The sequence below is a fragment of the Acinetobacter sp. YH12137 genome (assembly GCF_013418535.1).
GTDB lineage: Bacteria > Pseudomonadota > Gammaproteobacteria > Pseudomonadales > Moraxellaceae > Acinetobacter.
The window spans coordinates 1-24,466 of the sequence record NZ_VPBW01000039.1; the positions used below are offsets into that span (position 1 = coordinate 1).

Annotated in this window: 21 protein-coding genes and 7 tRNA genes; 9 read left to right on the forward strand and 19 right to left on the reverse strand. The window is 41.4% G+C overall.

Going from position 1 to position 24,466, the window contains the following annotated elements:
* Window positions 1-230 precede the first annotated feature (230 nt).
* Complete coding sequence (locus tag FTU72_RS13830; protein WP_000877730.1) at window positions 231-659, forward strand: hypothetical protein; 429 nt, start codon at window positions 231-233, stop codon at window positions 657-659.
* Window positions 660-876: 217 nt separating this feature from the next.
* On the opposite strand, the gene FTU72_RS13835 is transcribed toward FTU72_RS13830, so the two are convergent.
* The 4 genes from FTU72_RS13835 to FTU72_RS13850 all read right to left on the reverse strand — a co-directional run bounded on the left by FTU72_RS13835 (window position 877) and on the right by FTU72_RS13850 (window position 4,601).
* Window positions 877-1,293, reverse strand: a complete 417-nt coding sequence (locus FTU72_RS13835; protein WP_180031626.1) for a heme-binding protein — start codon at window positions 1,291-1,293, stop codon at window positions 877-879.
* 127 nt (window positions 1,294-1,420) lie between these two features.
* Entirely contained in the window at window positions 1,421-2,722 is a 1,302-nt protein-coding gene (gene hemL, locus FTU72_RS13840; protein WP_034706389.1) for a glutamate-1-semialdehyde 2,1-aminomutase, read from the reverse strand.
* Window positions 2,723-2,761: 39 nt separating this feature from the next.
* A complete protein-coding gene (thiE, locus tag FTU72_RS13845) occupies window positions 2,762-3,382 on the reverse strand; it encodes a thiamine phosphate synthase (RefSeq protein WP_159123773.1) in 621 nt (206 codons plus the stop codon).
* Window positions 3,383-4,217: 835 nt separating this feature from the next.
* Window positions 4,218-4,601, reverse strand: a complete 384-nt coding sequence (locus tag FTU72_RS13850) for a DUF962 domain-containing protein (protein ID WP_159123774.1) — start codon at window positions 4,599-4,601, stop codon at window positions 4,218-4,220.
* A gap of 333 nt (window positions 4,602-4,934) precedes the next feature.
* On the opposite strand from FTU72_RS13850, the gene FTU72_RS13855 reads away from it, so the two are divergent.
* A complete protein-coding gene (locus FTU72_RS13855; protein WP_179993333.1) occupies window positions 4,935-6,392 on the forward strand; it encodes an inorganic triphosphatase in 1,458 nt (485 codons plus the stop codon).
* Between the two features lie 121 nt (window positions 6,393-6,513).
* A complete protein-coding gene (locus FTU72_RS13860) occupies window positions 6,514-7,965 on the forward strand; it encodes a CYTH and CHAD domain-containing protein (protein WP_179993334.1) in 1,452 nt (483 codons plus the stop codon).
* 22 nt (window positions 7,966-7,987) lie between these two features.
* Here FTU72_RS13860 and FTU72_RS13865 read toward each other — a convergent pair whose 3' ends face one another.
* Window positions 7,988-8,620, reverse strand: coding sequence for a hypothetical protein (locus FTU72_RS13865; protein WP_004786345.1), 633 nt, complete (start codon window positions 8,618-8,620; stop codon window positions 7,988-7,990).
* 110 nt (window positions 8,621-8,730) lie between these two features.
* Here FTU72_RS13865 and FTU72_RS13870 point away from each other — a divergent pair, with 110 nt between their 5' ends.
* Both FTU72_RS13870 and FTU72_RS13875 read left to right on the forward strand, forming a co-directional pair.
* Window positions 8,731-9,126, forward strand: coding sequence for a DUF3144 domain-containing protein (locus FTU72_RS13870; protein ID WP_004786347.1), 396 nt, complete (start codon window positions 8,731-8,733; stop codon window positions 9,124-9,126).
* 107 nt (window positions 9,127-9,233) lie between these two features.
* Complete coding sequence (locus FTU72_RS13875) at window positions 9,234-10,298, forward strand: amidohydrolase (protein ID WP_166138633.1); 1,065 nt, start codon at window positions 9,234-9,236, stop codon at window positions 10,296-10,298.
* Between the two features lie 215 nt (window positions 10,299-10,513).
* On the opposite strand, the gene FTU72_RS13880 is transcribed toward FTU72_RS13875, so the two are convergent.
* The gene (locus tag FTU72_RS13880; RefSeq protein ID WP_180031628.1) at window positions 10,514-13,279 is read right to left on the reverse strand and encodes a pitrilysin family protein; all 2,766 of its coding nucleotides are present in this window, start codon (window positions 13,277-13,279) and stop codon (window positions 10,514-10,516) included.
* Window positions 13,280-13,420: 141 nt separating this feature from the next.
* A complete protein-coding gene (locus tag FTU72_RS13885) occupies window positions 13,421-14,242 on the reverse strand; it encodes a PhzF family phenazine biosynthesis protein (protein ID WP_179993336.1) in 822 nt (273 codons plus the stop codon).
* Between the two features lie 116 nt (window positions 14,243-14,358).
* On the opposite strand from FTU72_RS13885, the gene FTU72_RS13890 reads away from it, so the two are divergent.
* Both FTU72_RS13890 and gloB read left to right on the forward strand, forming a co-directional pair.
* Complete coding sequence (locus FTU72_RS13890; RefSeq protein WP_159123780.1) at window positions 14,359-14,943, forward strand: flavin reductase family protein; 585 nt, start codon at window positions 14,359-14,361, stop codon at window positions 14,941-14,943.
* Between the two features lie 120 nt (window positions 14,944-15,063).
* Entirely contained in the window at window positions 15,064-15,798 is a 735-nt protein-coding gene (gene gloB / locus FTU72_RS13895) for a hydroxyacylglutathione hydrolase (protein WP_159123781.1), read from the forward strand.
* A gap of 21 nt (window positions 15,799-15,819) precedes the next feature.
* Here gloB and FTU72_RS13900 read toward each other — a convergent pair whose 3' ends face one another.
* The gene (locus tag FTU72_RS13900) at window positions 15,820-16,083 is read right to left on the reverse strand and encodes a hypothetical protein (RefSeq protein WP_179993337.1); all 264 of its coding nucleotides are present in this window, start codon (window positions 16,081-16,083) and stop codon (window positions 15,820-15,822) included.
* A gap of 418 nt (window positions 16,084-16,501) precedes the next feature.
* On the opposite strand from FTU72_RS13900, the gene FTU72_RS13905 reads away from it, so the two are divergent.
* Window positions 16,502-16,705 (forward strand): hypothetical protein, encoded by a 204-nt coding sequence (locus tag FTU72_RS13905; protein ID WP_004786362.1) that lies wholly within the window; start codon window positions 16,502-16,504, stop codon window positions 16,703-16,705.
* Window positions 16,706-16,850: 145 nt separating this feature from the next.
* On the opposite strand, the gene FTU72_RS13910 is transcribed toward FTU72_RS13905, so the two are convergent.
* The 9 genes from FTU72_RS13910 to FTU72_RS13950 form a co-directional block, all read right to left on the reverse strand.
* Window positions 16,851-16,935: transfer RNA gene (locus FTU72_RS13910), tRNA-Leu, on the reverse strand.
* A gap of 38 nt (window positions 16,936-16,973) precedes the next feature.
* Window positions 16,974-17,047 (reverse strand) — tRNA-Trp (locus tag FTU72_RS13915).
* Between the two features lie 33 nt (window positions 17,048-17,080).
* Window positions 17,081-17,165 (reverse strand) — tRNA-Leu (locus FTU72_RS13920).
* A gap of 352 nt (window positions 17,166-17,517) precedes the next feature.
* Window positions 17,518-17,603 (reverse strand) — tRNA-Leu (locus tag FTU72_RS13925).
* Between the two features lie 384 nt (window positions 17,604-17,987).
* Window positions 17,988-18,072: transfer RNA gene (locus FTU72_RS13930), tRNA-Leu, on the reverse strand.
* 40 nt (window positions 18,073-18,112) lie between these two features.
* Window positions 18,113-18,186, reverse strand: a tRNA-Trp gene (locus FTU72_RS13935).
* 33 nt (window positions 18,187-18,219) lie between these two features.
* Window positions 18,220-18,304: transfer RNA gene (locus tag FTU72_RS13940), tRNA-Leu, on the reverse strand.
* Between the two features lie 107 nt (window positions 18,305-18,411).
* Window positions 18,412-19,233 (reverse strand): serine/threonine protein kinase, encoded by an 822-nt coding sequence (locus FTU72_RS13945; protein ID WP_257218529.1) that lies wholly within the window; start codon window positions 19,231-19,233, stop codon window positions 18,412-18,414.
* Window positions 19,223-20,731 (reverse strand): DUF3336 domain-containing protein, encoded by a 1,509-nt coding sequence (locus FTU72_RS13950; RefSeq protein WP_179993339.1) that lies wholly within the window; start codon window positions 20,729-20,731, stop codon window positions 19,223-19,225. Before FTU72_RS13950 ends, FTU72_RS13945 begins: the two co-directional genes overlap by 11 nt.
* Before the next feature lie 189 nt (window positions 20,732-20,920).
* Here FTU72_RS13950 and FTU72_RS13955 point away from each other — a divergent pair, with 189 nt between their 5' ends.
* Entirely contained in the window at window positions 20,921-21,793 is an 873-nt protein-coding gene (locus tag FTU72_RS13955) for an ATP-binding protein (protein WP_166138612.1), read from the forward strand.
* Window positions 21,794-21,848: 55 nt separating this feature from the next.
* Here FTU72_RS13955 and FTU72_RS13960 read toward each other — a convergent pair whose 3' ends face one another.
* Window positions 21,849-22,892, reverse strand: coding sequence for a hypothetical protein (locus FTU72_RS13960; RefSeq protein ID WP_179993340.1), 1,044 nt, complete (start codon window positions 22,890-22,892; stop codon window positions 21,849-21,851).
* A 326-nt stretch (window positions 22,893-23,218) separates the two neighbouring features.
* Window positions 23,219-24,157 (reverse strand): sensor domain-containing diguanylate cyclase, encoded by a 939-nt coding sequence (locus FTU72_RS13965; RefSeq protein ID WP_179993341.1) that lies wholly within the window; start codon window positions 24,155-24,157, stop codon window positions 23,219-23,221.
* Window positions 24,158-24,466 lie beyond the last annotated feature (309 nt).

Genomic DNA, 24,466 nt, shown 5'->3' on the forward strand with positions numbered 1-24,466 from the left:
TTGAATTTCCTTGTCAGACATAGTGATCAACATCTCTAATTTATATCCAGTCCATGATGGTAAAAACCATCATAAACTAGACATTTTTATTGGTGAGAATATAGACACTTTAAATGGTTTCTAACAGTTCTAATTTCGTATAACCACCATTATGTTAAATAGAATCAAAAAACCTCCAATAAAATCGTTATAATATTATTATTTATTGAGTAGATAAGAGAATTAAATTAGTGAAATACTCAAATGAAAAAATAGTAAAAGCTCTCTTACTTTCTCCTTTACCACTACTTTTTTTCACAGCAGTCCTGTTTATCGTAATGAATCAGGAATACAGCCTATACTCGATTTTAGTGGTTCTTGTAGGGCACGGTCTTGTCTACTTGGCTTATTGTATTTTGACTGTACCTTTCAGCTTCATATTCTCAATTCTTTTAAATCGTTATAACAGTCTTAATTTATTAACTATCTGTATTGCCTCTATAATTATTGCTACTCCATTTTTTATTCTTTTTGGATGGAGTCACACAGGAGAAATTTCGAAAGAGTGGTGGAAGATGTATACAGATACATGGACTATCTTTATGGCTCTATTTCCTGGCTTATGTTATTGGCTATTTCTGATTAACCTAAAAGATAAGAAATCAAAGAATATTGAATAAACCATTGCATAGAGATTCTTAAATTTCCCTAAAATTAACATAATACACCTTATACGAAATCATTTTGATTTCCTTTTTAAATCATAACTTTATTGTATATAGACAAGCCCTCTCATTAGCGATTGGGCTTTTTAGTTGATATTTCACGTTCCACGCTTCATTTTGGAACATCGTTGGATGATTTTATTAAATTGAGCTGATCAATTTCTATTTTGGATTAGCTTTGCTTAGCCAAAAACTTTTCAATCGCCTGCTGTGCAATCTCCGCATCCTGGAAAGACTTCACTCCAGAAACACCCATCGCACCAACTAACTGACCCTGATACAGAATCGGCTCACCACCTTCTAACATCCCAGAAAAAGTATCCATCGTCAGAAAGCCCATTTGACCGCCTTTGATAATATCTTCAAACAGTTTGGATGGGCGGCGACTAATGGCAGAACAACGTGCTTTTTCCAGACACAGGTTTGCTGTCATCGGTGAAGCACCATCCATACGCTTCATTGCCAGCAAATTGCCAGTTTCATCAACTACAGCAATACTAACATTAAAGCCATTTTCTAGCGCATATTCATAGGCCTGATTTAACAAAAACTCAGCGTCGCTTAAGGTCAGATAATGTTTGGTTTTCATTCAACTATCCAATTTCTAATTTATCAATTTCAAATCTTTGCGGTCTAATTAAAAGAATAAAATAAGCCCGAAGGAATTCGGGCTTATGTTCCCTCTCCTTTTAGGAGAGGGTTAGGGAGAGGTTGTATTACCCTTTCATTTCAGCAAAAGTTTCTTTAGCCGCTTGAATCGTAAATTCAATATCTTCATCACTATGCGCAGCTGAAATAAATCCTGCTTCAAATGCAGATGGAGCCAGGTTCACACCACGACTTAACATGCCATGGAAGAATTTCTTGAAAGCTTCTACGTCACATTTCAGCATTGAATCAAAGCTGGTGATGTCTTCTTGATCAGTGAAGTACAGGCCAAACATGCCGCCCACTTGCTGGGTCTTGAATGGAATACCGGCTTCATCCGCAGCTGCTTGTAAACCTGCAAGAAGTTTTTCAAGTTGAGCAGTCAGTTTTTCATAAAAACCTGGCTCACGCAGATGTTTAAACATCTCGATCCCGGCACGCATTGCTAGCGGGTTACCGGACAAAGTACCTGCCTGATACACGTTACCTAGTGGCGCGATGCATTCCATCACTTCACGCTTACCGCCAAAAGCACCGACTGGCAACCCCGCACCAATAATTTTACCCAAAGTCGTTAAATCAGGAGTCACGCCATAATGTGCCTGAGCACCACCAAGACCCACACGAAAGCCTGTCATCACTTCATCAATAATGAAGACTGAACCATGTTCGTCACAGACATCACGTATCGCTTGCAGGAAACCATCAATCGGTTTCACCAGATTCATGTTCCCTGCCACTGGCTCTACGATCACACCCGCGATTTCTGAACCGAACTTGGCAAAGCATTCTTTTAAAGTCGCAATGTCGTTATAAGGAAGGGTTAATGTATGTTTGGCAAAATCAGCAGGTACGCCCGCAGAAGTCGCTTCCCCTTCGCCTTTAGTTAACAGGCCAGAACCTGCTTTTACCAGCAGCGAGTCAGAGTGCCCATGATAACAACCTTCAAATTTTACGATTTTGTCACGTCCGGTATAACCACGCGCCAAGCGGATCGCAGTCATGGTCGCTTCAGTACCAGAATTCGTCATACGTACCAATTCAATGGATGGCATGATGTCGCAAATGATATCTGCCAAAGTGGTTTCATGCACGGTTGGTGCACCAAAGCTTAAACCATCAACAGCTGCATCTTGCACCGCTTTAATGATTGATGGATGCGCATGACCCAGAATCATTGGGCCCCATGAACCCACATAGTCCACATAGCGCTTGCCATCGACATCGTACAGATAAGCACCTTGTGCTTTCTCGATAAAGATAGGCGTACCACCCACGCCATTGAAAGCACGTACAGGTGAGTTAACACCACCCGGAATATGTTTATTGGCTTGTTTAAATAGTTGTTCTTGCTTTGGAGATAAACTCATGAGAATCACTCAACTCAAAAATACAATAAGAAATAAAAATTAAGCTTGTTCAGCAAATAGTTCCGACCAGTCATACACTCGTTGACCGACAGTAGACATCGAGCGGCCTAAAACATCACTAATGACCGCACAAAGATCAGCGCCGGCTTCAATGACTTCTTTACCGTTTTCAACTGTCAAACCACCAATGGCACAGATTGGTACATTCAATTTTTCTTTAGCCAGTTTCAAGGTTTCTAAACCAATATTGCCCGCTTCTGGCTTGGTGTCAGTCGCAAAGATCGCACCAAATGCCACATAGTTTGCACCATCCGCAATGGCTTGTTCTGCAAGCTCAAGTGAGTTGTTGCAACTGCGACCAATCAAAACATTTTTAGGCAAACGTTCAACAGCTTTCTGGATTGAACCATCATCCTGACCCAAATGCACGCCTACGCCATATTTTACTGCAGTTTCCAAATCGTCATTAATCACAAATGGAACTTTGTACTGTTCACACATTTGTTTCATATATTCGATTTCGTAAGCCTGATCTTCTTTCGCTACTTTTTTACGACGATACTGAAGTACCGCAACTTCATAAGTCGCCATTGCACCTTCAAGTTTTGCTAGGAGAAGTTCAATAGGATCATCATTGGTAATTAAATATAAACCGCGCATGACTGCCGCCATTCAAAATACATACGCTATTATAGGCATAAATGGGCGAGTTTCCCCATCCTAAACACTGAATAATACCCGATTCAGGGATTAGATTATTATTTGTACTTTTTATACAGGTGATTGATCAATATCCCTATTTTCAGTGATAGGCGACTGCGAGAATTTACGTTTTAATGGTTTTATAACAATAATGATAAAGTGTTAATGCTTACGCCCTCCGACAAACGCTTTTAGGATTTTGCAGATAACTTAGTGGAGAAGTTGCAAAATTCTGAAAGCGATTTTTTTATGTCCGGATTTTACGATTCCTGTGTATAAAATTGCTTGAATACCATTAATCACAAAACTTAAAGAAAACTTCAAAATACCCAATTTCAGGGATAGGTCTACATGCATTAAAGGATTTAAATAAGTTCGAACACAACACATAAATAGAAAAGCAAAAGCTGTGTTTTATCTACCAGATCCTTTCTAGCTTTGGGTAAACCGTTTATGGGGAGACGTGTCAAAGCTAGAAAGGATCGACCCATCTAAGCAGAACTGACCATCTTATCTCTCAAACTTGGTTCATTCATCTCGTGAATATTTTCTAAATCATTCAGATAAATTAAAAATACGTCAATGCAGATCTTTCTATTTTTTTAAATATAAAAAAAGCCCGGAGAAGGTCGCTCCAGGCTTGGAAAACTGATTTATTCAGTGAATTATACTCTTTGATAAAATACTGAATAAGCAATAAAACAATTAATAGAATAATAACTCTACACTTGCAAGTGTTTTTATCGTTTTTATTGCAATACTTAAGCATAAATCCGATAAAACGTCATAAGCCCTAACTTGGAATTTTGTCGTGCTTACGATCGACCAGGCTCAGGTTACCACGTAATACATCGGCAAACATACGCCAGTCTGAAATAAAACTGTATAGCGGCTGTTTAAAGCTGGCCGGTTTATTCTTTTCAAAAATGAAATGACCAATCCAGGCACAGGCATAACCTGAGAGTAGTCCATAGGCCAGATATTTAGCTTTACGCTGATGAAGGGCTTTGCTAAAAAAATATAAACCGATACTGCTGCCTGCGACATGCAAACGGCGGCTCATAATATGGCGATGCTCGGTTAGATAAAACCGGTAAAACTCATGATAGTCATGAATCGGCATTTGTGGAGAAGTCAGTTCTGCAATCTCATTGCTCGGCTGCACTTGTGCATTCATTATCATCATCCTGATCTTTTTTCTTCACCTTAGCGCATAATTTAGGCAATTAAAAGTACCTTTATTTTCATGTAATTCTGTACCTGAATTTGGCTTAGATATTGAATTGTCATGCTTTCAGTAGAAACCGGCGAATGAGATCAGCATTTTAATTTTTCCATTTCCATTTTTTTCAATCGGTCAAGTCTTACATCAGATTGGTTTTTCGTTACAATCAGCCGCTCAAAAGTCTAAAAAATATTTCCGTTTCATATCGGAATTTCATGCAAGCGAATAAAAATTCAATTTATTTTTTAATATTTTTCAATAAATTGAATAGACAGGATGATTATCATGGTTGAAGTTGAACTCAAGTTCCAGATTCCCGCGGCACGCCGTACTGCCCTGCTTAAGGCACTTGATCCCAAGAAATCTCAACAGATCCTGCTTCAAGCCAAATACTATGATACTGCAGACCGTCAACTGGCCCAGCATGGAATTGCCCTACGCCAACGATTAGAAGGCAGTCGTTGGGTTCAGACGTTAAAAGCGGCAGGCAAAAGCCACATTGAACGTTTCGAGCATAATCATGATCTGGGTGAATTAGAATATTCTCCTGAGCTGGACCTGAGTATTTACAAGCAGTCTGCTGAAGCGCAAACCTTGCTTAATCGTGCTTTAGGTGATCAGTTTGACCAGCTGCAATTGCAGTTTGAAACCGATATTGCCCGTACCTTGCGCGTGATTGAATATGAAAACACATCAATCGAAGTCAGCCTGGATATCGGCTGTATTCGCACGCCTCATGCTGAACAGGAAGTGCATGAAGTTGAATTCGAGTTAAAGCATGGCTCAATTCAGGATTTGCTGGCCTTTAGTTTTGAATGGGTCAAAAAATATCAGCTGTGGCTGGATGTACGCAGTAAGGCAGAAATTGGGAATTTGTTAGCGACTCATCAGAATGTAAGTCCCGCTACTTTTGCCAAAGAATTCCAGATCAGCAAAAAAGACAGTGCGGGTAAAAACCTGTGTCATCTAGTGGCCCAGCAAATGCAGCACCTGTTACCCAATATTGCGGCAATCTCCGCGCAAGTGGCAGAGCAGGAACATATTGATCAGGCACAACAGGCCTTGGATCATCTCTATCTGACCCTACTTTTGTTTAAAGATTGGCATCCCCAAGTTTCAGACAAATGGGCGCATCAACTTGCCGCATTTAAACATCAGTTTGAACATCTGCAACATTTACAGCACATGCAAAACACTCTGGCTGGCTTCCTGCAAAATCCTATGACCGCAGAGAACCTGACTAAAGATATTCTCTATGCCAAAGAGAAGCTGGGCAATCTGGTGAAATCCACCCAAAATGTGCATCACTATCTGGAATTGCTGATCTTCAGCTTAAGTACAAATGAAGCTAAGCCGCTGGAATTGAAATCTGCAGCGCAAACTACCTTGCAGCAACAATACAAAGTCTTGCAGGAACAGATGAACCAGACTGATATTACCAATTTTGAGAGTCTGGATCAGCTAGCAATTCGCATTCAGGAATTAAAATTCAGCTTCCCAATTTTGACCACGATTTATGATGTCAAAAACCTACAAAAATACAGCAAGGCTTTAAATGATGCACAGCAGGCAGCAAATGAATATCAGACATTGGCCTCCTCTGCCCTGTATATCCAGCAGACTGAGCTGGAAGCCAGTGACTGGTTTGTGTTGGGTTGGCTGACTGCCAAGCAGGAAGTCTATGCACAGCGCTTACTGGAAGCGACAGAACAGTTTCTGGTCAGCCGCAAATTTCTTAAATAAGTATTTAACTGACTTTCAAAGCACGCTACGGCGTGCTTTTTTGTTGCACAAGCACATCACAATACTTTTGTTGTTTGGTCTATATTGATTGTTATGAGCCTCATCGAGAAGGAATGGCCCGATGGCAGAAATCGAACTCAAATTCCAGATTCCGCAAAGTATACGTCACCAATTCGAACAAGATTTTCAGCAGTACGGGCCGACTCGACATCATTTATGTGCCAAATACTTTGATACTTCCGATCAGCAGTTACAGCAGCACAAAATTGCACTCCGGCAGCGTCTGGAAGATCAGCAATGGTTTCAGACCTTAAAAGCACCGAGCCAGCATCAGTTTGAACGCTTTGAGCTGGAAGAAAGACTGGATGCCGCACCGGACAACTGTGATTTAAAAGCTTATGCCAAGCATAAACAGGCTCGGAAGATTCTAAAACAGGCACTTCACACCCTAGATACGTCTCTGACTCTACAATTTGAAACTGATGTAGAGCGGGATCTCTGGATTGAAAATTACCGAGGAAGTCAGATTGAAATTGCACTGGATAGAGGTGAGATTCGTTCTAATGGCCAGACCTTGGATATTTATGAAGTTGAATTTGAGCTCAAAAGTGGTAAACTTGATGACTTAATTGATTTTGTTAAACCCTGGATTCAACGTTATCAGTTATGGCTGGATGTACGCAGCAAATCTGAACGTGGTTATGCTCTGCTGAATAATAAAACTGATCTTCCGGTCCAGCATCAGACAACCTTAGAGCTCGCAGCTAAAGACGATATTCATCATATCTTGCAAAAAATTATCACCAACTGTCTGACGCACCTGTTTCCCAATGCGACGGCGATTGCGCTAGAAAATTACAATAGTGACCATGTGCACCAGGCCCGCGTCGCTATCCGGCGTTTACGCAGTGCCTTAAAAATCTTCCAGCCCTATCATCAGGATTTGCCAGAGGAATGGCAGGATCAGTTACGCAATATCTTCCAGCAATTAGGCTCTACTCGGGATCGCGATGCTTTAGCTGAAAGTCTGCTTCCTCAGCTAGAAGCTGCGGGTTCACCAGTATTGCAGTTGCCTCCAGCCCAACAGGATCAGGCAGATATTAGCCAATTATTCAGAAAGCCAGCTACGATGGAGCTGATACTGGAGCTACTACAATTTAGTCAGGATCAGAGTGCAAACCAGCAAAAGTCCTCGCATAAAATCCTGTGTAAAGGACTCAGCAAACTGCATCAGAAAGTCTGTGCAGATGCAGAGAATTATCAGGAACTGGATATTGAATCACGCCACCGAACCCGCAAGCGGGTTAAACGCTTGCGTTATAATGTGGAATTTCTGCAAAGCCTGTTTCCGGAAAAGGAAATCAAAAGATATCTGAAAGCGTTAAAGCCCTTACAGGAGACTTTAGGTCATTATAATGACCTGTTTGTCGCAGAAAGCCTGTATAGGCCTTATGCCAAAAAACATTCCAAGGCATGGTTTGTCATCGGCTGGCTCACCGCAGAACAGCAGCATCTGTCGGAACAGGCTGCCGAGCAGTTACAAAAATTTTCTCACACCCAGCCATTCTGGTAAGAGATAAATAGACAAAATTGCTCTAGCGATATTTTCCATATACTTTCCAGGTATTGTTATCAGCTAATGGATCGCTATAACTATCGCTGCGCTGCTTACGCGGCTTATCACGGGCATCAACCAGTTCAAAATGTGGTTCGACACTGAGGACGATGCCATTCACATAGAACCGAGTCCGGGTGTATTCACTTTGACCATGCTGGAATACATAAGTACGCAGATCTACAAATTCACGATGTGCCACCAAAGCTGCCGTTTCATCACTGTCTAGCCAGCGTTGCATGGCCTGAATCTGTTCCGGTTCAAATTGCCCACATTTTTCAATCAGGCTGGCAATACCACGAAAAGTTTTGGATTCTTTGGCGCGGGTTTTATTAATCCGGATGCGGTCCACATGAAAATAAAATAAGGGCAGATTCAAATGACTTGGCAAATGAATCGCATCCAGGACTTCATCTTCCATAAAAGGCTGAAACAGATCCTGCGCCCTTTCAATCAGACCCAGCCATTGCTTGTAATATTCTTCGACCTGCGACTTGGTGCCATAATAAATTGGCAATCCTTCCACATTGGCCAGATTTGCCGGTGGCCAGATATTCTGGCGCAATAAGGCAATATCACTTTTCAGGCTCTGTACAGCAATTGCATCTTGCATGAGATTCACATTTTTATTGCTTAGGCTATTTTTAGATTAAGGCAAAGGTTTAGTTTCTGCAAGGCTTTGCCTATAATTAGTGATTAAGATTTTATTATCAGGAAAAATTCATGGTTCAAAAGATTGAAGCAACCGATGTAACCGAAGAAGAAGCGTTAAATGCTGCATTCTTTGAACGTGCTGATGAATTTATTAAACAGGCCAACGAATTTAGCCGTGTAGAAAAAGGCTCTCAGGAAAACCCGGCAGAAAAACGTGGTCAAGTCAGTGCCGCAATGCTGTTTGGTACTGCCCGCTTTAATACCTGGGTCGCTGCCAACAATTTCAAAGATGGTAACGAGATGCGCGACGCTAAAGATCAGGTCATGTCTTATATCTTGCAGCAATTTCAGATGATGCTGGAAGATAACTATGATGAATACTGTGAGCAGTTTGAAAACTATTTACGTTTCCGTCGTAATGAAGAGTTTCATGCCAACAAGCATCAACACGACCACGATCATTAATAAAAGCCCTACGGGGCTTTTTTTAAATCTTTGATTTTTAATTTGACTTTAATGCTGCATTTATCCTATAAAAAATGAATAAAAATTAAACGACGATCAAAAATATCATGCAGCAACTGCCCTTTCCGATTATAGATCCGCATATTCATCAATGGGACCCTTATACCACACCGCATGCCGCAGCCTCAGCCGTAAAATTATTTGGCAAACATCCCAAACTGCTGAACAAAATGGTGCGACTGATCAAGCCCAAAGCGGTGATCGATACCATTGGTCTGACCGAACATCTGACCGCGCCTTACCTACCTGAAAATTATAAACGTGACATCGGTCATTATCAGGTGGAACAGATTGTTCATATAGAAGCAAGCTGGCATGAGCATAAAGGTACTGGCGTGGTTAATGAAACCAGGTTTATTGCCGGGCTGCCTTTTGCTGAACAGAATATTCAGCTAGGCGGCATTGTGGCTACAGCTGATCTTCGTCAAAAAAACTTTAAACAGCTGCTGCAATTACATCAGGAAGTTTCGCCTAAATTACGTGGTATTCGTAAAATGGCATCGTTCCATGCCGATAAAGGCATTCATGCCTGGACCGATGAACCGCATTTATACTGCAATAAGAAATTTCTGAAAGGATTTGAGGAATTAGCCAAAGCCAATTTAAGTTTTGATGCCTGGGTTTATTCTACCCAAATTTCTGATGTGGCCCATCTGGCCAAAACATTTCCTGAAACGCCGATTGTGCTGGATCACTTGGGCACACCTGCCGGCATCTTTGGGAAAGTCGGTAAAGCAACAGGACAAACAGCACAGCAGCGAGACTATATTTTTCAGACTTGGAAAGAAGACTTGGCTGAACTGGCAAAATGTCCGAATGTGTATAGCAAAATCTCCGGTCTGTTTATGCCTGTACTCGGTCACCGTTTTCATTTAGATCGAAAACTGGCAAAAAAAGATGAACTGATTCAGCTCGCGGCTCCATTGATCCAGCATGCCCTACAATGTTTCGCTAAAGATCGCATCATGTTTGCTTCGAATTTCCCGATGGATCGTGTCAGCACAGATCTGGTCACCATCATTGATGCCTTTAGCGATATTGTGCAGAACTATGACGAACATGCTGTAAAGCCGGTTTTTTATGAGAATGCCAAACGCTTTTATCGCCTATAGATACGTGGAAACGTCATCCGTAACTGGTTGAGGCAGGACTACATCATAAGAGGATTGTTTCTACAATAAATTTATTTCGTGAAGGTGGTGGACGAGTTTTGCGGATGACAAATGGTTTTGGCTACTTTTGCCGAAGCAAAAGTAGCCATATAGACATCTAAACATTTATTTAAAATGAAAAGAGACCGTCATAGACTTATAAAAAATTACAGAGTTTATTTCACTTCTTTCCCATACTGATCCGCCATGACTTCGACCAATTGATCCGGTTTAACATATTTTTTGATAACGGCATCGACATCTGCCTTGGTCAGCTTGGCAATCGCCTGATCACGTTTCTCCCGATAGATCAGATTACGATCTTTTTCCAGTTGTGGAATCAGCATGCTGTGAATACGGCGATCATCTTCTAGTGCAGTGACGCGCTGTTTCAAAATCGTGGCTTTCGCCGCTTCAACTTCCTGCTCAGTTACCCCTTTGGCCAGAAGCTCATTCAATACCTTATGCACAGCTTGTGACACCTGTGCTGATCGGCCAGGCGTATAATTTGCCTGAATGCCTAATGCGCCTGAATCAATCCATTCATCATACTGAGCATTGGCACTGAAGCCATAAACCAGCGCATTTTTCTCACGCAGTTCCTGTGCTAAACGTGAAGACAACTGAGAATCACCCAGAATATGTCGGAAGACCAGCATGGCTGGTAAATCTACATGTTCTGCACCGACAGGGAATGTCATGACAGCCCGATAATGACCGAACTCACGCTGTTCAGACAACGCATGGATTTTCTGTGCCGGATAAACTGTATATTGACCACTTAAGCGCTCATAAGGCTGCTTCGCTTTCCAGCTCGCAAAGTTATTTTTGAGGGCTTTGCTCACGGACTTCGGATTAAATTCCCCTGTCACTGCGATCTGGGCATGATGCGTATTAAAGAACTGCTGATACAGCGCTACGACCTGTTCACGAGTAGCAGCCTGAATCTGTTTTTTCGCCAGTTCAGGTTCAAAATGATAACGAAGGTCACCCGGCTGATAAATCTCGGTCGCGCGGGACATGGTCAGGCCTGCCACCATATTGGGCTCAGTATAAGGACGGTCTAACGCAGATAGGCTTTGTCCTTTAATCAGGTCAAACTGACTCTGCTCAAAGGCCGGTTTATTGAGCACATCCAGTACATACTGGAAAAACTCTTCAAACTTCTCTTTTTTGGCACTGATCTGAATGCTCATGCCATTTTCAGAGGAACTGGCCGTGGCTGAACCACCAGACTCAATAATTTTATCGGCAATCTGTTGCAAGCTCTGGGTTTCAGAAGAACGCAGTAGTAAGTAAGCAGTCAGATCCAGAATCTCGCCTTTATTGAACAAACTTTGTGCCGTGCCAAAATTAAGTGCAATAGTGGCATAAACTTTGTCATCCTGAGTCTGGGTCGGGAATAAAGCGTATTTAATACCATTCTTCAGTTTGCCCCGTTGAATCTGCTTGTCCTTAGCCTGTAAATATTGCTTGGACTGCGCCACATACTGCTTTACTTCTGCCTGATAGACACTGACATCTTTCAGCGGTTCTGCTGCTTCAGCCTGCTGGTCCAGAGTTTGAGCCGGCACTTCAGTCTGGGGCAACTCCTGTGCTTTTTTCTGATCTTCTGGTGTCGGCAAGATATTGCCAGAAATACGATATTCTGGCTTAAAGAATGCCTTATACACCTGATTGATCTGATTGACATCCAGCTTTTCTATGGCTTGCAGATCTTTGAAATACTGGCTCCAGTCACCTGAATAAGCCACTACATATTCACTTAAACGCGAACCTAAAGCGGTTGCGCTATTTTTAACATTGTCCGCCTGGTTTCGGGTTAGACTTTTAGCCCGGTTTAATTCGGTTTCATTAAATGGCTGGCTCTGCTCTACCCCCTGAATTAAGCCCTGCTCAACTTGTTTGACTTGATGATTTGGCGCATAGATGGCACCCATAAACACCAGATTAAAATCTTTATCGAGCCAGGTCATGGACTGCACTGTAGTGGTCTTACCAGTCTCGACCAGACTTTGATACAGGTGTCCGCTAGGTTGCAAGGTATATAAGATTGGAGACATGGCCAGCGTGGTTTTAATACTTTCTTCTGACTGGTTCAGATAAATATTAAATTTGGCCAGATCACTACCTTTTTGTACGGTAAATTCACGTTGTTTGATCTGTTCAGGTTTTAGCGCAGGCACTTTTACCGCTTCAGGCACTTTGCGGGACTGAATCGGACTGAAATGGGTATCAATCTGCTTCAGCACTTCTGCCTTATTAAATTTGCCTGAAATAATCATCAAAGCATTATTCGGTGCATACCAATGACGATAAAACTGGTTCAGCTCCTGCATCTTGATCGATTGCAGTTCGTTCAAGTCACCAATCGGTAATCGCCCCAGATACTGATTGCCATAAGCTGATTTAAATACCTGATCCATCAGTACGGAAAATGGCTGATCCAGACGGATTTCACGCTCACGTTTCACGATATCAATTTCAGTCGGCACATACTTTTCTTGCAGGACCAGCTTGTCCATGCGTTCTGCTTCAAGGAAAATCACTTCATTGACCGCAGTCTGCTCAGGACGAATCACATTGGTATATTTGGTTGAGTAATAGTCAGTACTAGCATTGGTCATTAAGGTATATTGATCCAGACGGCGCTGAAACTCATCTCCCTTCACATTTTCCGTGCCTTTAAACGCCAGATGTTCAAGCAGATGCGCCAGGCCCCCTTTGCCCTGAGGATCATTCAGTGAACCGGTCAGATAAACCGTATTCATAAACACTTTATTTTCTTTATCATTGGGCGCAAGAATAATTCTTAAGCCATTTTCCAGTCGATATTCTTCGATATTCTGTTCTGTTTTCACCAATACTGGCTGTGCAAAACTGGCCGCAGTCCAGCCAGATAATAAAATCGCCATGCTTAAACGTTTAAAGCGTATTTGCATTGTTCATCCAAATTTTTAAGTGTGAATTTTTATTTACAGTCACTCTGATCTTAGAGAAAAGTCTCTATTATGAATAGTCTATTTTATGAGATGCCAAATAAAATACCGCGCAATTTCACGGTATTTTATTGAGTATGTTAATTAAATATAAAGTTCGGCCAGCATAAACAGTTTGGCATAACCTGAAATCTCAATGCGGTCTTGCTCTTTTAATGCACAATACAATACACCGCCACGCTGAGAAGCCTGATAAGCCACCAGTTCAGTTTTATTTAATTTCTCCGCCCAGATCGGTGCAATCCCGGTATGAATTGAACCCGTTACCGGATCTTCATTAATCCCGTTACTCGGTGCAAAATAACGTGATATGCAATCATATTGCGTATCACCAGCGGTAATCGCGACATCCAGTAATGGACCCGCTGCTGTAATCGCGGTTCTTTTTCCATTCAGCTGCTTCAGCAATTCAATATTTGGCTGCTCTTCTAATACATCCTGCACTGATTCATATTCAATAATATAACCTTGTGTATTCAGATAAACATTTTTAAAAGGCTTCGTCAGCGCCTGTCTTAAGGCTTCTGGATAATCTGTGATGAGTTCAGGCTGACGGATCGGGAAATTCATCCGGATTTTGCCATCTTCATCCTGGCATACTGTAAAAATGCCCAGATCTTTGACATGAAAATAAATGGTTTTTGCAGAGCTAAAATCCTTGAATAATACAAAGCTGCTGGCCAATGTGGCATGTCCACAGAAATCCACTTCCTTGGTCGGCGTAAACCAGCGAATTTCATAATTTTCTGCATCCAGCACTTTGACAAAAGCGGTCTCAGACAGATTATTTTCCAGGGCAATATTCTGCATCAGGTGATCATCCAGCCAAGCATCCTGCACGATGACTGCAGCAGGATTTCCCTTAAATAGAGACGTCGTAAAAGCATCCACCTGGTACATTTTCATTTTCTTTACTTCTGTATGTAGGTGTTTAGTTTAAAAGCTTTTTTCCAGAAGAGGAATTTTATATGCTGTGGATCAGATGATTTATTTTTCTCCCTTTTCACTCATTAAGGTTCTTTATGAACAATTCACATATTCAAACTGTACCTTTAGAAAAAGCCTATCGCCTGATTACACATGGCCCCACTGTGTTAGTGTCTGCCAATGATGGGCAAGACACTGATGTCATGGCCGCTGCCTGGGCATGTGCACTCGAATTCAGTCCAGCAAAAGTCACCGTAGTACTGGATAAAAGCACCAAGACCCGAAAAATAATAGAAAATTCTGGCTACTTTGCCCTGCAGATTCCCACCCTCAAACAGCTGGAAATGGTCTATAGTCTGGGAACATTGAGTCTGTACAATGCCCCAGACAAACTGGAGCAGTCCGGTGTGCAGTTATTCAAATTCGCAGATCAAGAGATCCCAGTTGTAGAAGGTTGTGCCGCCTGGATTTTATGTGAGCTGATTCCCGAGCCACATAACCAGCAAGCCCATGACCTGTTTATTGGTAAGGTCATTGCCGCTTATGCCGATGATCGGGTGTTCCGTAATGGGCACTGGTACTATCATGAAGTCAGCGAAGAATGGAAAAGTATTCATCATGTCGCCGGTGGCCACTTCTATACCATTGGCGAAGCTGTCACAGTCAAAGATGCAGAATAAATGACTGATCTTTTTAAACAAATCATATAAAAAATTCTTGTAAACAGGCAGCTTTGACCACAGTCAGACTGCCTGAATTTATGCTACTTTATCCATAATATCTGTTTGGTCTGATGTCTTATGATGCCGTTTAAAATCCACTGTATTGATGTCAAAAACTCATTACAAAATTATATCTGGTTACTTGAACATACACCGACGCATCAGGTCGTGGTCATTGATCCCACTGAAGCTGCGTTAGTTCAGAATTACTGCGCCGAACATGGGCTTGAGCTGAGTCAGATCTGGCTCACCCACTGGCATAAAGACCATATCGGGGGCGTTCCGGATTTAATTCAAAAGCAATCATTACCGGTATATGGCCCAAAAGCTGAGCTGGAAAAAATTCCGTTTATTAACCATCCACTTGAACATGACGACCAGTTCAGTTTTCATGGTGTTGAGGTACAGATTATTGCCGTACCGGGACATACCCTAGGCCATATCGTGTATTTCCTGGATGCTATTGATGTGCTGTTCTGTGGCGATACCCTGTTTGCCATGGGCTGTGGGCGGGTATTTGAAGGCACTTATCAGCAGATGTACCACTCTCTGACTCGTCTGGCTGCCTTACCGCCACGTACCCAGGTTTATTGCACGCATGAATATACACTGTCGAATGCACAGTTTGCCAAACATGTTGAACCGGATAATCCAGCAATTCTGGAGCGTTTCGAACAGGTTGAGCGTATGCGCATGCTAGGACAATGCACCTTACCCAGTACGATTGCAGCAGAACTGGAAACCAATCCTTTTTTACGCGCAGACAGTGTCGAAGAGTTTCAACGTTTACGCGTGATAAAAGACTCGTTTTAAACTTATAGCTGCTTAGAGTAGCTAATGCTTCTGAGCATAGTCATCCAGTTCTTGCTGGGTGACCACTCGTACCGCATTCATTTCATCAATCCTGACCAGCAATAATCCACCCAAAGCAGGTTGATAACGGCGCGCACTGCCAAATGGTGTATACGCCACCTTGGACTGTACCGAAAAATCCAGCCAGTCTTCATGACCCAGCATCACAGCTACAGGCTCCTGCCCTTGCTGCTGCATAAGTTCAATTTGCTGTTTGACGTACTGTTCAATATTTAATTCAGTCATCATCAATCTTATTTAAATTATATCCATGACAGTATAAAGCGTTGAGCTTAAAACCATGACCTGAATACTCTGAGACTTTGATGGATTGTATATTTTTAAGCCTTACTCAAACTCTAAAACTTTAAACCACGCTAATTCCTAATTTAAAATGAATAAAAAATAAACAATTACTGATTTAAATATTTGAATATTAATAACTATTCAAAAAATTATTTAGGCTTAAAATTAAAATATTTAGTTACAACATCTTGAAAATAATAAAAAACATAGACTTAGATTAAAAACCCTATATTTCGTCTATATTATCTTGTTCATTAAATCCGCAAATTCAATTAAATTAATTTAAATAAGGGTATTTGCCCTTTAAAACGAAAATTCTCACCCTTATCTATGATTTAACTGATGAAGGAGTTATCTCGTGAAAAAAGTGGTTAAAGCAAAAAACGTTCTCGCATTTAGACTTTGGTTAGAAAAATTGGGGTATTCGGTTCGCACCCTGGCAGACAATCGTGGTTTTAGTTTCAGTTTTAAAAAAGAATATGGTCTGGTGACCTGCGATCTTTCAGGTAATGCATTGGCCATGCAGCTGGGTGAGGAGTTTGAAGATCATCTGAAAGCTTAAATTTAATTAATCAATGCACTCATGATTTACCCTTTTATTTGAGTAAAATTCTCTTATTCCTATAATCAGCCCATTTCGATGGGCTTTTTTTCGTTTATAAAATTTCAGGCAAAAAAAAACAAGGCATCAACCTTGTCTCTTTTGATGGTGGGGACGGAGAGACTCGAACTCTCACACCTCGCGGCGCTGGAACCTAAATCCAGTGCGTCTACCAATTTCGCCACGTCCCCATCAGGGTACCAACTTAGTGTTGGACTTTTTCAAACTTTGGCAGAGGATCAAGGATTCGAACCTTGACGAACGGTTTTGGAGACCGTCATGCTACCATTACACCAATCCTCTACTCGGCCATTTTACTCAATCTCTTGAGTAAATTGGTGGGGACGGAGAGACTCGAACTCTCACACCTCGCGGCGCTGGAACCTAAATCCAGTGCGTCTACCAATTTCGCCACGTCCCCGATGGCTGTGTATATTATAGAGATAGCAGGTCATTGACAAGTGATTTTACAAGCAATCACTGCCTATTCCGCTATAAATTAAACAGTTAATACAATTTTTTTATTTTTTATAAGATTTAACAAGAAAACTCAGCCTTATGAGGTTTCTTTGCTACTGCTTTGAACTTAATCTCTAAGCTTGTCTAGCTCAGTCTCAGCAGATCAGACCTCTAGAACCTCACTTATCTTGATCGAGCATGTTGTTTAAACAATAAATGAATCCAATACAAAAAATAAAAAGCCAAGCCAATAAAAATGTCGCACTAAATTTCAGGCAAAAAAAAACAAGGCATTAACCTTGTTTCTTCATATATGGTGGGGATAGAGAGACTCGAACTCTCACGCCCAGAAGGCGCTGCGACCTGAACACAGTGCGTCTACCAATTCCGCCATATCCCCGTGGCTGTGTATATTATAGCGATCGCATCTGCTTGACAAGCGATTCTATGATCAACTCGGTGTTTTTATATCAAAAATTAATCAGTTAATTCTTTGATGATTAAATACTGGCTTATTTCTGATGAAACTGCTTAATTTCATTTCTCCAATTTAAAAAATCAAGTTATTTGAAAGAGTGCTGAATATTAATTTTAATGATGTTTGGATTAGCCAATTGATTGGGCATTTTAAAAGACTTCTCTCTTCTCCCCTTCACTGATACTTAGTTTGAGTATTTAAAATCTACCCATCGAAAGTAAGCGAATAATAAGAATGGAATTAAAAGATGGCTCAACCTTAAATTCCAGGCAAAAAAAAACAAGGCATCAACCTTGTCTCTTTTGATGGTGGGGACGGAGAGACTCGAACTCTCACACCTCGCGGCGCTGGAACCTAAATCCAGTGCGTCTACCAATTTCGCCACGTCCCCATCAGGGTACCAACTTAGTGTTGGACTTTTTTTCAAACTTTGGCAGAGGATCAAGGATTCGAACCTTGACGAACGGTTTTGGAGACCGTCATGCTACCATTACACCAATCCTCTACTCGGCCATTTTACTCAATCTCTTGAGTAAATTGGTGGGGACGGAGAGACTCGAACTCTCACACCTCGCGGCGCTGGAACCTAAATCCAGTGCGTCTACCAATTTCGCCACGTCCCCGATGGCTGTGTATACTATAGGGATCAATTTCACCTGACAAGCTCTTTTTAAGAAAAAACCACTCGTTTGATTAAATAAAAAACAATATACAATTTATTGTATTTTTCTCATGCAATTTCAGTAAGTAAGGCCTGTTTTACGGCCTTGAAATCAGACAATCTATCTCGTGAATGCTTTCGAAGCATGTTTTGTATCGGGCTTTGCAAAGCTTGGAATTGTGTAGGTAGCTCAGGTTTAAAACGCTGACAGTGCAATAAGGCCCAATCCTGATAATCTGTCGCTTCTAGGCGCTGCCCTGTAAGCCATTCATAAAAAATGATACCCAGCGCATAAACTTCACTCTGTAGCGACTTGGCTTGCCCTTGAAATAGTTCAGGTGCCATATAACGTGGTGTAGCGTTCATTGCTTGGTTTAAAGAATTGATTGGCTGAACTTGCTCAAAATCGATCAAACAGACCCATTTCTGATAAATAACAAAATGCTCTCGTTTGAGATCAGCATACAGATACCCGAGTTCTTGTAAGCTTATCAACGGTTCTAATGCTCGTAGCATATGCTGACGAATTTCTTGAATCGAGAACAGCTTAGGACATATATCAAAATGTGCTGGCGCATTAGGTAAGATCAAAGCCTGATTGAAAAATTCATTCCTAATCTGAAATGGCTTTCGAATAATTTGATGCGGAAGCATGAAAGTCCGCCCTTCTTGCTCACCATAAGCTTCATAAAAGTCCAGCTCATGACTTAAGCCAGTTTGGGCATACCGAGAAATAGCCGTTGAATCAAGATTCTGGGTTTTTAACCAAAGTGCTGACGCGGTCTCCGGATTAACTTCTAGATAATAAAGACGGCGACCAAAACCCAGACTTCGGGCTTTGGTCTTAAGCTGGAAATCAAGCTGATGCAGTTTGGCAGGGTTAAGTAACAATATATTCTTGCTTGGTATCTGGTGCATGCTGGTAATTTAGCAGTTCCAGACAATGCTGAATAGTTTTACCTACCCGCTCCTGAGTTTCGATCAGGGAGATTTTTGGCCAGGTCGCCCGCTCACCTTCACGTTGCAGCACCTTGAACAAATGCGGACGAGGATTTTGCAGCATATAGCTGTAATGACGCAGGCTATATTTACCGACGATATTCACATCACCATAATAACGTTGATCCACTACGCCATAACCATGATCCAGCAAACGGCGGATTGGCGGCAAACTGCCCGCATGCTCACGGGCAAAATCCATAATCCCTTTGGTAAATACCACACTCTGACGGCGTACAATGCGTTTCGGCCAGCTTAAAGTTCCTTTACGGAAGCGTGAAATATCATCCTGCATAAAAGGCACAATGTGCGGATTGGCCTGACTGGCAATGGTGTAATTGATATTGTACAGCCGCGCCATTTTCTCCTGCGGGAAATCACTACGGACACTGCCATCTACCCAGCGTGTTGCGCCCATATAAGGCGTATATTGCCCATCATGACGTTTACTGGTGAGACGTACCGGCGGGAACAGAATCGGCACGGCACAAGATGCCAGCACCGCACTCCAGACCAGTACATCTGGAGAGGTATAGGCATTCATGATCCGGGCATCCTGCGCGGCATCATAAGGCGCAACCGCAATATTGATATGCAGACCCGAAGTTTTTAATGCTTCTTCAAAGGTCATATCGCCCAAGTTTTCGATCAGGAATTTTTTCAGGTATTTGACATCCGCCAGACCACCATTACCCTTCATTAATTCACTCATGGTACGGAAATGAAAAGCTTCATGGAAAAAGTTATGGCCTTTTAAAATATCTACATACTGCGCAGGTTTGGAAACGCCCAACATTGCGGTCATAATTGCACCAGCACTGGAACCCGACATCACTCGAGGTAACAAATCCTGTTCCATTAGCGCCTTACATACACCGGTATGAAATAAACCGAGTGTGGCACCGCCCGAGAACATTAAGGCTGGCTGACCATAAGCACGTTGGCAGTGCTCAAAATATTCAATTTTCTCTTCAAGAGTCAGACAGGTACATTGTGCAGAAGCAATATAAGCCAGGCCCAGACTGACTTCTTCTACATAATCCTCAATAATTTTTTTAGTACCGACATAAGTGACGGTAAACAATAAAGGATGGGCGATATTGGCAATATCGTAACTCAGTCCTTCACGCAGGATATACATCAGGTCACGAGTACGTTTCTGCTGACGGTAACGTCTTAATTTCCCCAGTCGATGCGCAATCACCTCGGCATCAAAATACGGTGAACTATTATCCAGCTTCCATTCTTGTGCCCCAGATTCTTCATCGATCTTTAAGGCAATATATTTCCATTCTTCGTAAGTTTCAGCCTGTTGCAATTGCTGCTTCAGCTTTTTGATACGATAGGCCTGATGTGGATTGATATCCTGAGTAAAATCTTTAAACAGCATCTGCCCTCTTCCCTATATTGTAATTTTCAGACATCCTGCAGCCATGAACAAAAAACAGGCATCTATTTTCTTTGTACTACAATAACGAAAATTCACCACTTTAAGCAAATTATCACACTTTCCAGACTTTGACTGTGAATTTTACAGTGATAGTATTCTAGCCATAATTGTAAAAGTACTGCTCAAATCATGGCGAAAATTGATTTACCTGACAATATCTTAAATGCTCTTTCCACTGTTCTTCTCCAGCTCCAGCAAAGTCTGCCTGAATTAAAACAAAGTCCTGATTTTTCTGCTTATGCCTATAAATGGCAGGCTGGAGAACTCAAACCCATTCACCAGCTCAAACAGATTGAACTGGCAGATTTAAAAGGTATTGAGCGACAAAAAGAAAAAGTCATTCAGAATACTTTGCAGTTTCTAAAAGGATTACCCGCCAATGATGTCTTACTGACTGGCTCTCGCGGTACAGGCAAATCTTCGATTGTGCGTGCCTTGTTGACTGAATATGCAGATCAGGGCTTACGTCTGATCGAAATTGAACGCGATGATTTGTCAGATCTTCCACAAATTCAGCAACTGATCGCCGGTCGTCCGGAAAAGTTTATTGTCTATTGTGATGACTTGGCCTTCAATGCGGAAGATGAAAACTATCGCAGTCTGAAAAGTGTGCTAGATGGTTCATTACAGTCCGGTTCAAGTAATTTTGTGATCTATGCGACCAGTAACCGTCGTCATCTATTGCCGGAATTTATGCATGAAAATACCCCGGTAACCAAAGTGGATGTACCCCAATATACCGAGTTGCATCCACAAGAAGCCATTGAAGAAAAAATTTCCCTGTCGGATCGTTTTGGTTTATGGCTGTCGTTTTACCCAATGGATCAAAACCTGTATCTGGAAATTGTCGAGCATTATCTGAAAAAGGCAGATATGCAAATGACAGCTGAAGCCCGTGCTGAAGCATTACGCTGGTGCCAGGCACGAGGACAACGCTCAGGTCGTGCAGCCTATCAGTTCTCTAAACACTGGATTGGTTCGCAGCAGTTGAATTCTCTGTAAATTCTTCCCCAAATAAAAAAGCTCCTTGATGGAGCTTTTTTTATAAGGTTAGTTCTTATTTTTTATTGTCAATAATCGTTGACCACAGCAGGTCATCCAGCTCACTGCCATTGAAATAGACAGTCGCTTTTAAGGATTCAGGCTGATTCTGTTTGACCTCAATCACCTGATCATAACTGTCAGTAATTTCAAGCACACCCTCTTTCGGCAGATGCTTATAATTATTTAACACCGTTTCGTCCATCTTGAATGGTGTAGTCGTATTAAAATCAAAACTATAACGATAATCCGCCAGATTGGGTTGACCAATAATGCTGCCGCTGCTGGTTAAGGTACGGATACCATTACTGCCACTACCATAGTCATCTACAAGGCTATAGTTATAATTACGTACCAGTAAGTATTCCTTGCTCAGCTCATCATACTCAGCGCCAGATTTACCCGCATTCTTGTCTTCCGCTACACGCTGAAATTCCAGACGGTCAATTTTATAGCTTTCCAATGCACCTAGATTGTTTTTGCTTTTGGTATGAACAATCGTACCTGAAATCAGATAGTCATCTTTTAGATTAAAATTAACATTGGAACCATAACGTACATTGCTAAAGGTCAAGGTCGTAGTATCACCATTGACTGTCTGGGTAATGGTTGAATCTTTGCGATAGGTTTTATCCAGAACAATACAGTTATTTTTATCTGTTTTTAATTTAAAGGTTTTCACCGCACCATTGGTATTCACCTCCGAACAGATCAGATTTGGATACTTGATGCTATTCACACCCAGATTATAAATCTTGATAATACGGCCCGTGCGTCCATAAGGATAATCTGCAAACACCTCACCAATCATATGACCTAACGCAACGTTATAGTCCGTATCATTGCTGGTGCTATTGTTAATTTTATCGCGGATTTTCTCGATGATATCGCGATCCTCAAAAGGAATAAATTCTTCTGAAAGTTCAGGAGAAATACTCTCCTCTGGAACATTTGGTGGTGTAGTCACTGTAGGATTGTCTGAGCTACCTCCACCACCACCACATGCGGTAAGCAAGCTTGAAACCAAAACCAGCCCAAAGAATGACATCTGCTTTTTCATAAAATTTTATTCCCTAGAATTTCTTTGCATTTTTATTCAATGAGAATGAAAGATGGGCGTATTAAAATCACACAATACAAACCCAATAACTGTCGATGATATTTTTTCTGGACAGTATTTCTTACACTCTGATCGTGCTTTATCTTTTAAATGGTTGGGCTTAAAGAAGAATTTAGGTTGCTTCTAGACAATTAAACTTTGAATAAAACCTAAAAAAATAAGAATAAAAGGAAATTAATTACTTCTATTTATTGTGGGAAAAACTTGGCAGCTCATGGCTGAATATTCTCAGACACCTCCTTAAAAATATTAAAAATCAAAAACATTTAAACAGACTTTTTCCAGCGCTTGTACTCAAACATATTTTTGTCTGCTTGCCACTGAGCCTCAACTAAGCCAGTCGTTGGATGACGCATCGCCATACCAAATGCAGCTTCAATTTTTGCTTCTGCAAAGGCTTCAATTAAGCGATCGAGCAAACGCTCAGCTCCCGCTTTATCATTTTCTATGCTCAGGATTACGAATTCATCACCACCAATACGCGCCACAATATCATTGCTACGTACATTTTCCTGAAGGATTTGTGCAGTATGTTGAATTAATTGATCGCCTTCCTTGTGTCCCAGACTATCATTCACTTTTTTCAGGTCATTCAAGTCTATAAATAAGATCGCAGCAGGATGACCGTACTGTTTGCAACGTTCTTCTTCTGCCTGTAGCAGTTTCTCCCAGGCACGACGGTTATATAACCCAGTCAATTCATCTTTACTGGCTTGTTGCTGTAGCAGTTCTTGCTGACGGATTTGCTCGTTCTGACGCAACTCAGCTTGTAAGATTGAGCTCAAAAGCTTGCTAAATAACTCGACCATCGCCAGATCCTGAATGATGGCATCTGACTTGGCTTCAGGATCAACTGCACATAATGTTCCAAATAGACTGCCATCTTCTTTAAAGAGTGGTTGACCAATATAAGATTTGATGCAGAAATGCTGGTTAATTGGCGCAGTCGCATATAAAGGAATTTCTTCAGAGCGAGGCGCGATTCTTGGTCCTTTGCCTGTGACCATATGACAGCAGAAAGAATTGGCCCATTCAAATACCTGACCTGGCTGGACAGCATAGCCATGATCTTCGCTTTGCAGCACAATCCAGTCATTGTCTTCTACCCGGGTGATCATCCATAAATTAAAGCCAAAATGCTGATGCAGATATTTTAAAACTGCCTGTCCCGCATCCTGAAAACCTTTAAAACTGATATTATCCATCCGAAATAGTCTCTGCATCATTCCGCATATAATAGAGTGGGATTTCTATATTATTAAACTATTTTACGGTATCAATAAGAAAATACTTACTGTGGTAGAGTTAAAATAATTAATTTATTAATATTATTTGTTGAATATTTCTACTCCACAAAAGCAATCTAATAAAAAAAGAGGCTTAAGGCCACTGCTGTCCCATAGTTTGCTTTAAATAAAAAAACCTGAGTCCTAACAGTTAAAATATGAGTGCAAACAAACACTTTAACGACCAGGATTCAGGTTTTGTCACATCAGAATACCGTATTTCATGAG

Coding starts and splice junctions, on each gene's coding strand:
- FTU72_RS13860 (WP_179993334.1), top strand. CDS start 6,514: ATGGCAGAAATCGAACTCAAATTCCAGATTCCGCAAAGTATACGTCAC.
- FTU72_RS13950 (WP_179993339.1), bottom strand. CDS start 20,731: ATGCTGTTTAAAGATTTTACTCAGGATATCAATCCACATCAGGCCTAT.
- FTU72_RS13960 (WP_179993340.1), bottom strand. CDS start 22,892: ATGAAAAAGCAGATGTCATTCTTTGGGCTGGTTTTGGTTTCAAGCTTG.
- FTU72_RS13870 (WP_004786347.1), top strand. CDS start 8,731: ATGGTTCAAAAGATTGAAGCAACCGATGTAACCGAAGAAGAAGCGTTA.
- FTU72_RS13855 (WP_179993333.1), top strand. CDS start 4,935: ATGGTTGAAGTTGAACTCAAGTTCCAGATTCCCGCGGCACGCCGTACT.
- FTU72_RS13955 (WP_166138612.1), top strand. CDS start 20,921: ATGGCGAAAATTGATTTACCTGACAATATCTTAAATGCTCTTTCCACT.
- FTU72_RS13850 (WP_159123774.1), bottom strand. CDS start 4,601: ATGAATGCACAAGTGCAGCCGAGCAATGAGATTGCAGAACTGACTTCT.
- FTU72_RS13865 (WP_004786345.1), bottom strand. CDS start 8,620: ATGCAAGATGCAATTGCTGTACAGAGCCTGAAAAGTGATATTGCCTTA.
- FTU72_RS13875 (WP_166138633.1), top strand. CDS start 9,234: ATGCAGCAACTGCCCTTTCCGATTATAGATCCGCATATTCATCAATGG.
- FTU72_RS13890 (WP_159123780.1), top strand. CDS start 14,359: ATGAACAATTCACATATTCAAACTGTACCTTTAGAAAAAGCCTATCGC.
- FTU72_RS13900 (WP_179993337.1), bottom strand. CDS start 16,083: ATGACTGAATTAAATATTGAACAGTACGTCAAACAGCAAATTGAACTT.
- hemL (WP_034706389.1), bottom strand. CDS start 2,722: ATGAGTTTATCTCCAAAGCAAGAACAACTATTTAAACAAGCCAATAAA.
- FTU72_RS13885 (WP_179993336.1), bottom strand. CDS start 14,242: ATGAAAATGTACCAGGTGGATGCTTTTACGACGTCTCTATTTAAGGGA.
- FTU72_RS13965 (WP_179993341.1), bottom strand. CDS start 24,157: ATGGATAATATCAGTTTTAAAGGTTTTCAGGATGCGGGACAGGCAGTT.
- FTU72_RS13835 (WP_180031626.1), bottom strand. CDS start 1,293: ATGAAAACCAAACATTATCTGACCTTAAGCGACGCTGAGTTTTTGTTA.
- FTU72_RS13880 (WP_180031628.1), bottom strand. CDS start 13,279: ATGCAAATACGCTTTAAACGTTTAAGCATGGCGATTTTATTATCTGGC.
- gloB (WP_159123781.1), top strand. CDS start 15,064: ATGATGCCGTTTAAAATCCACTGTATTGATGTCAAAAACTCATTACAA.
- thiE (WP_159123773.1), bottom strand. CDS start 3,382: ATGCGCGGTTTATATTTAATTACCAATGATGATCCTATTGAACTTCTC.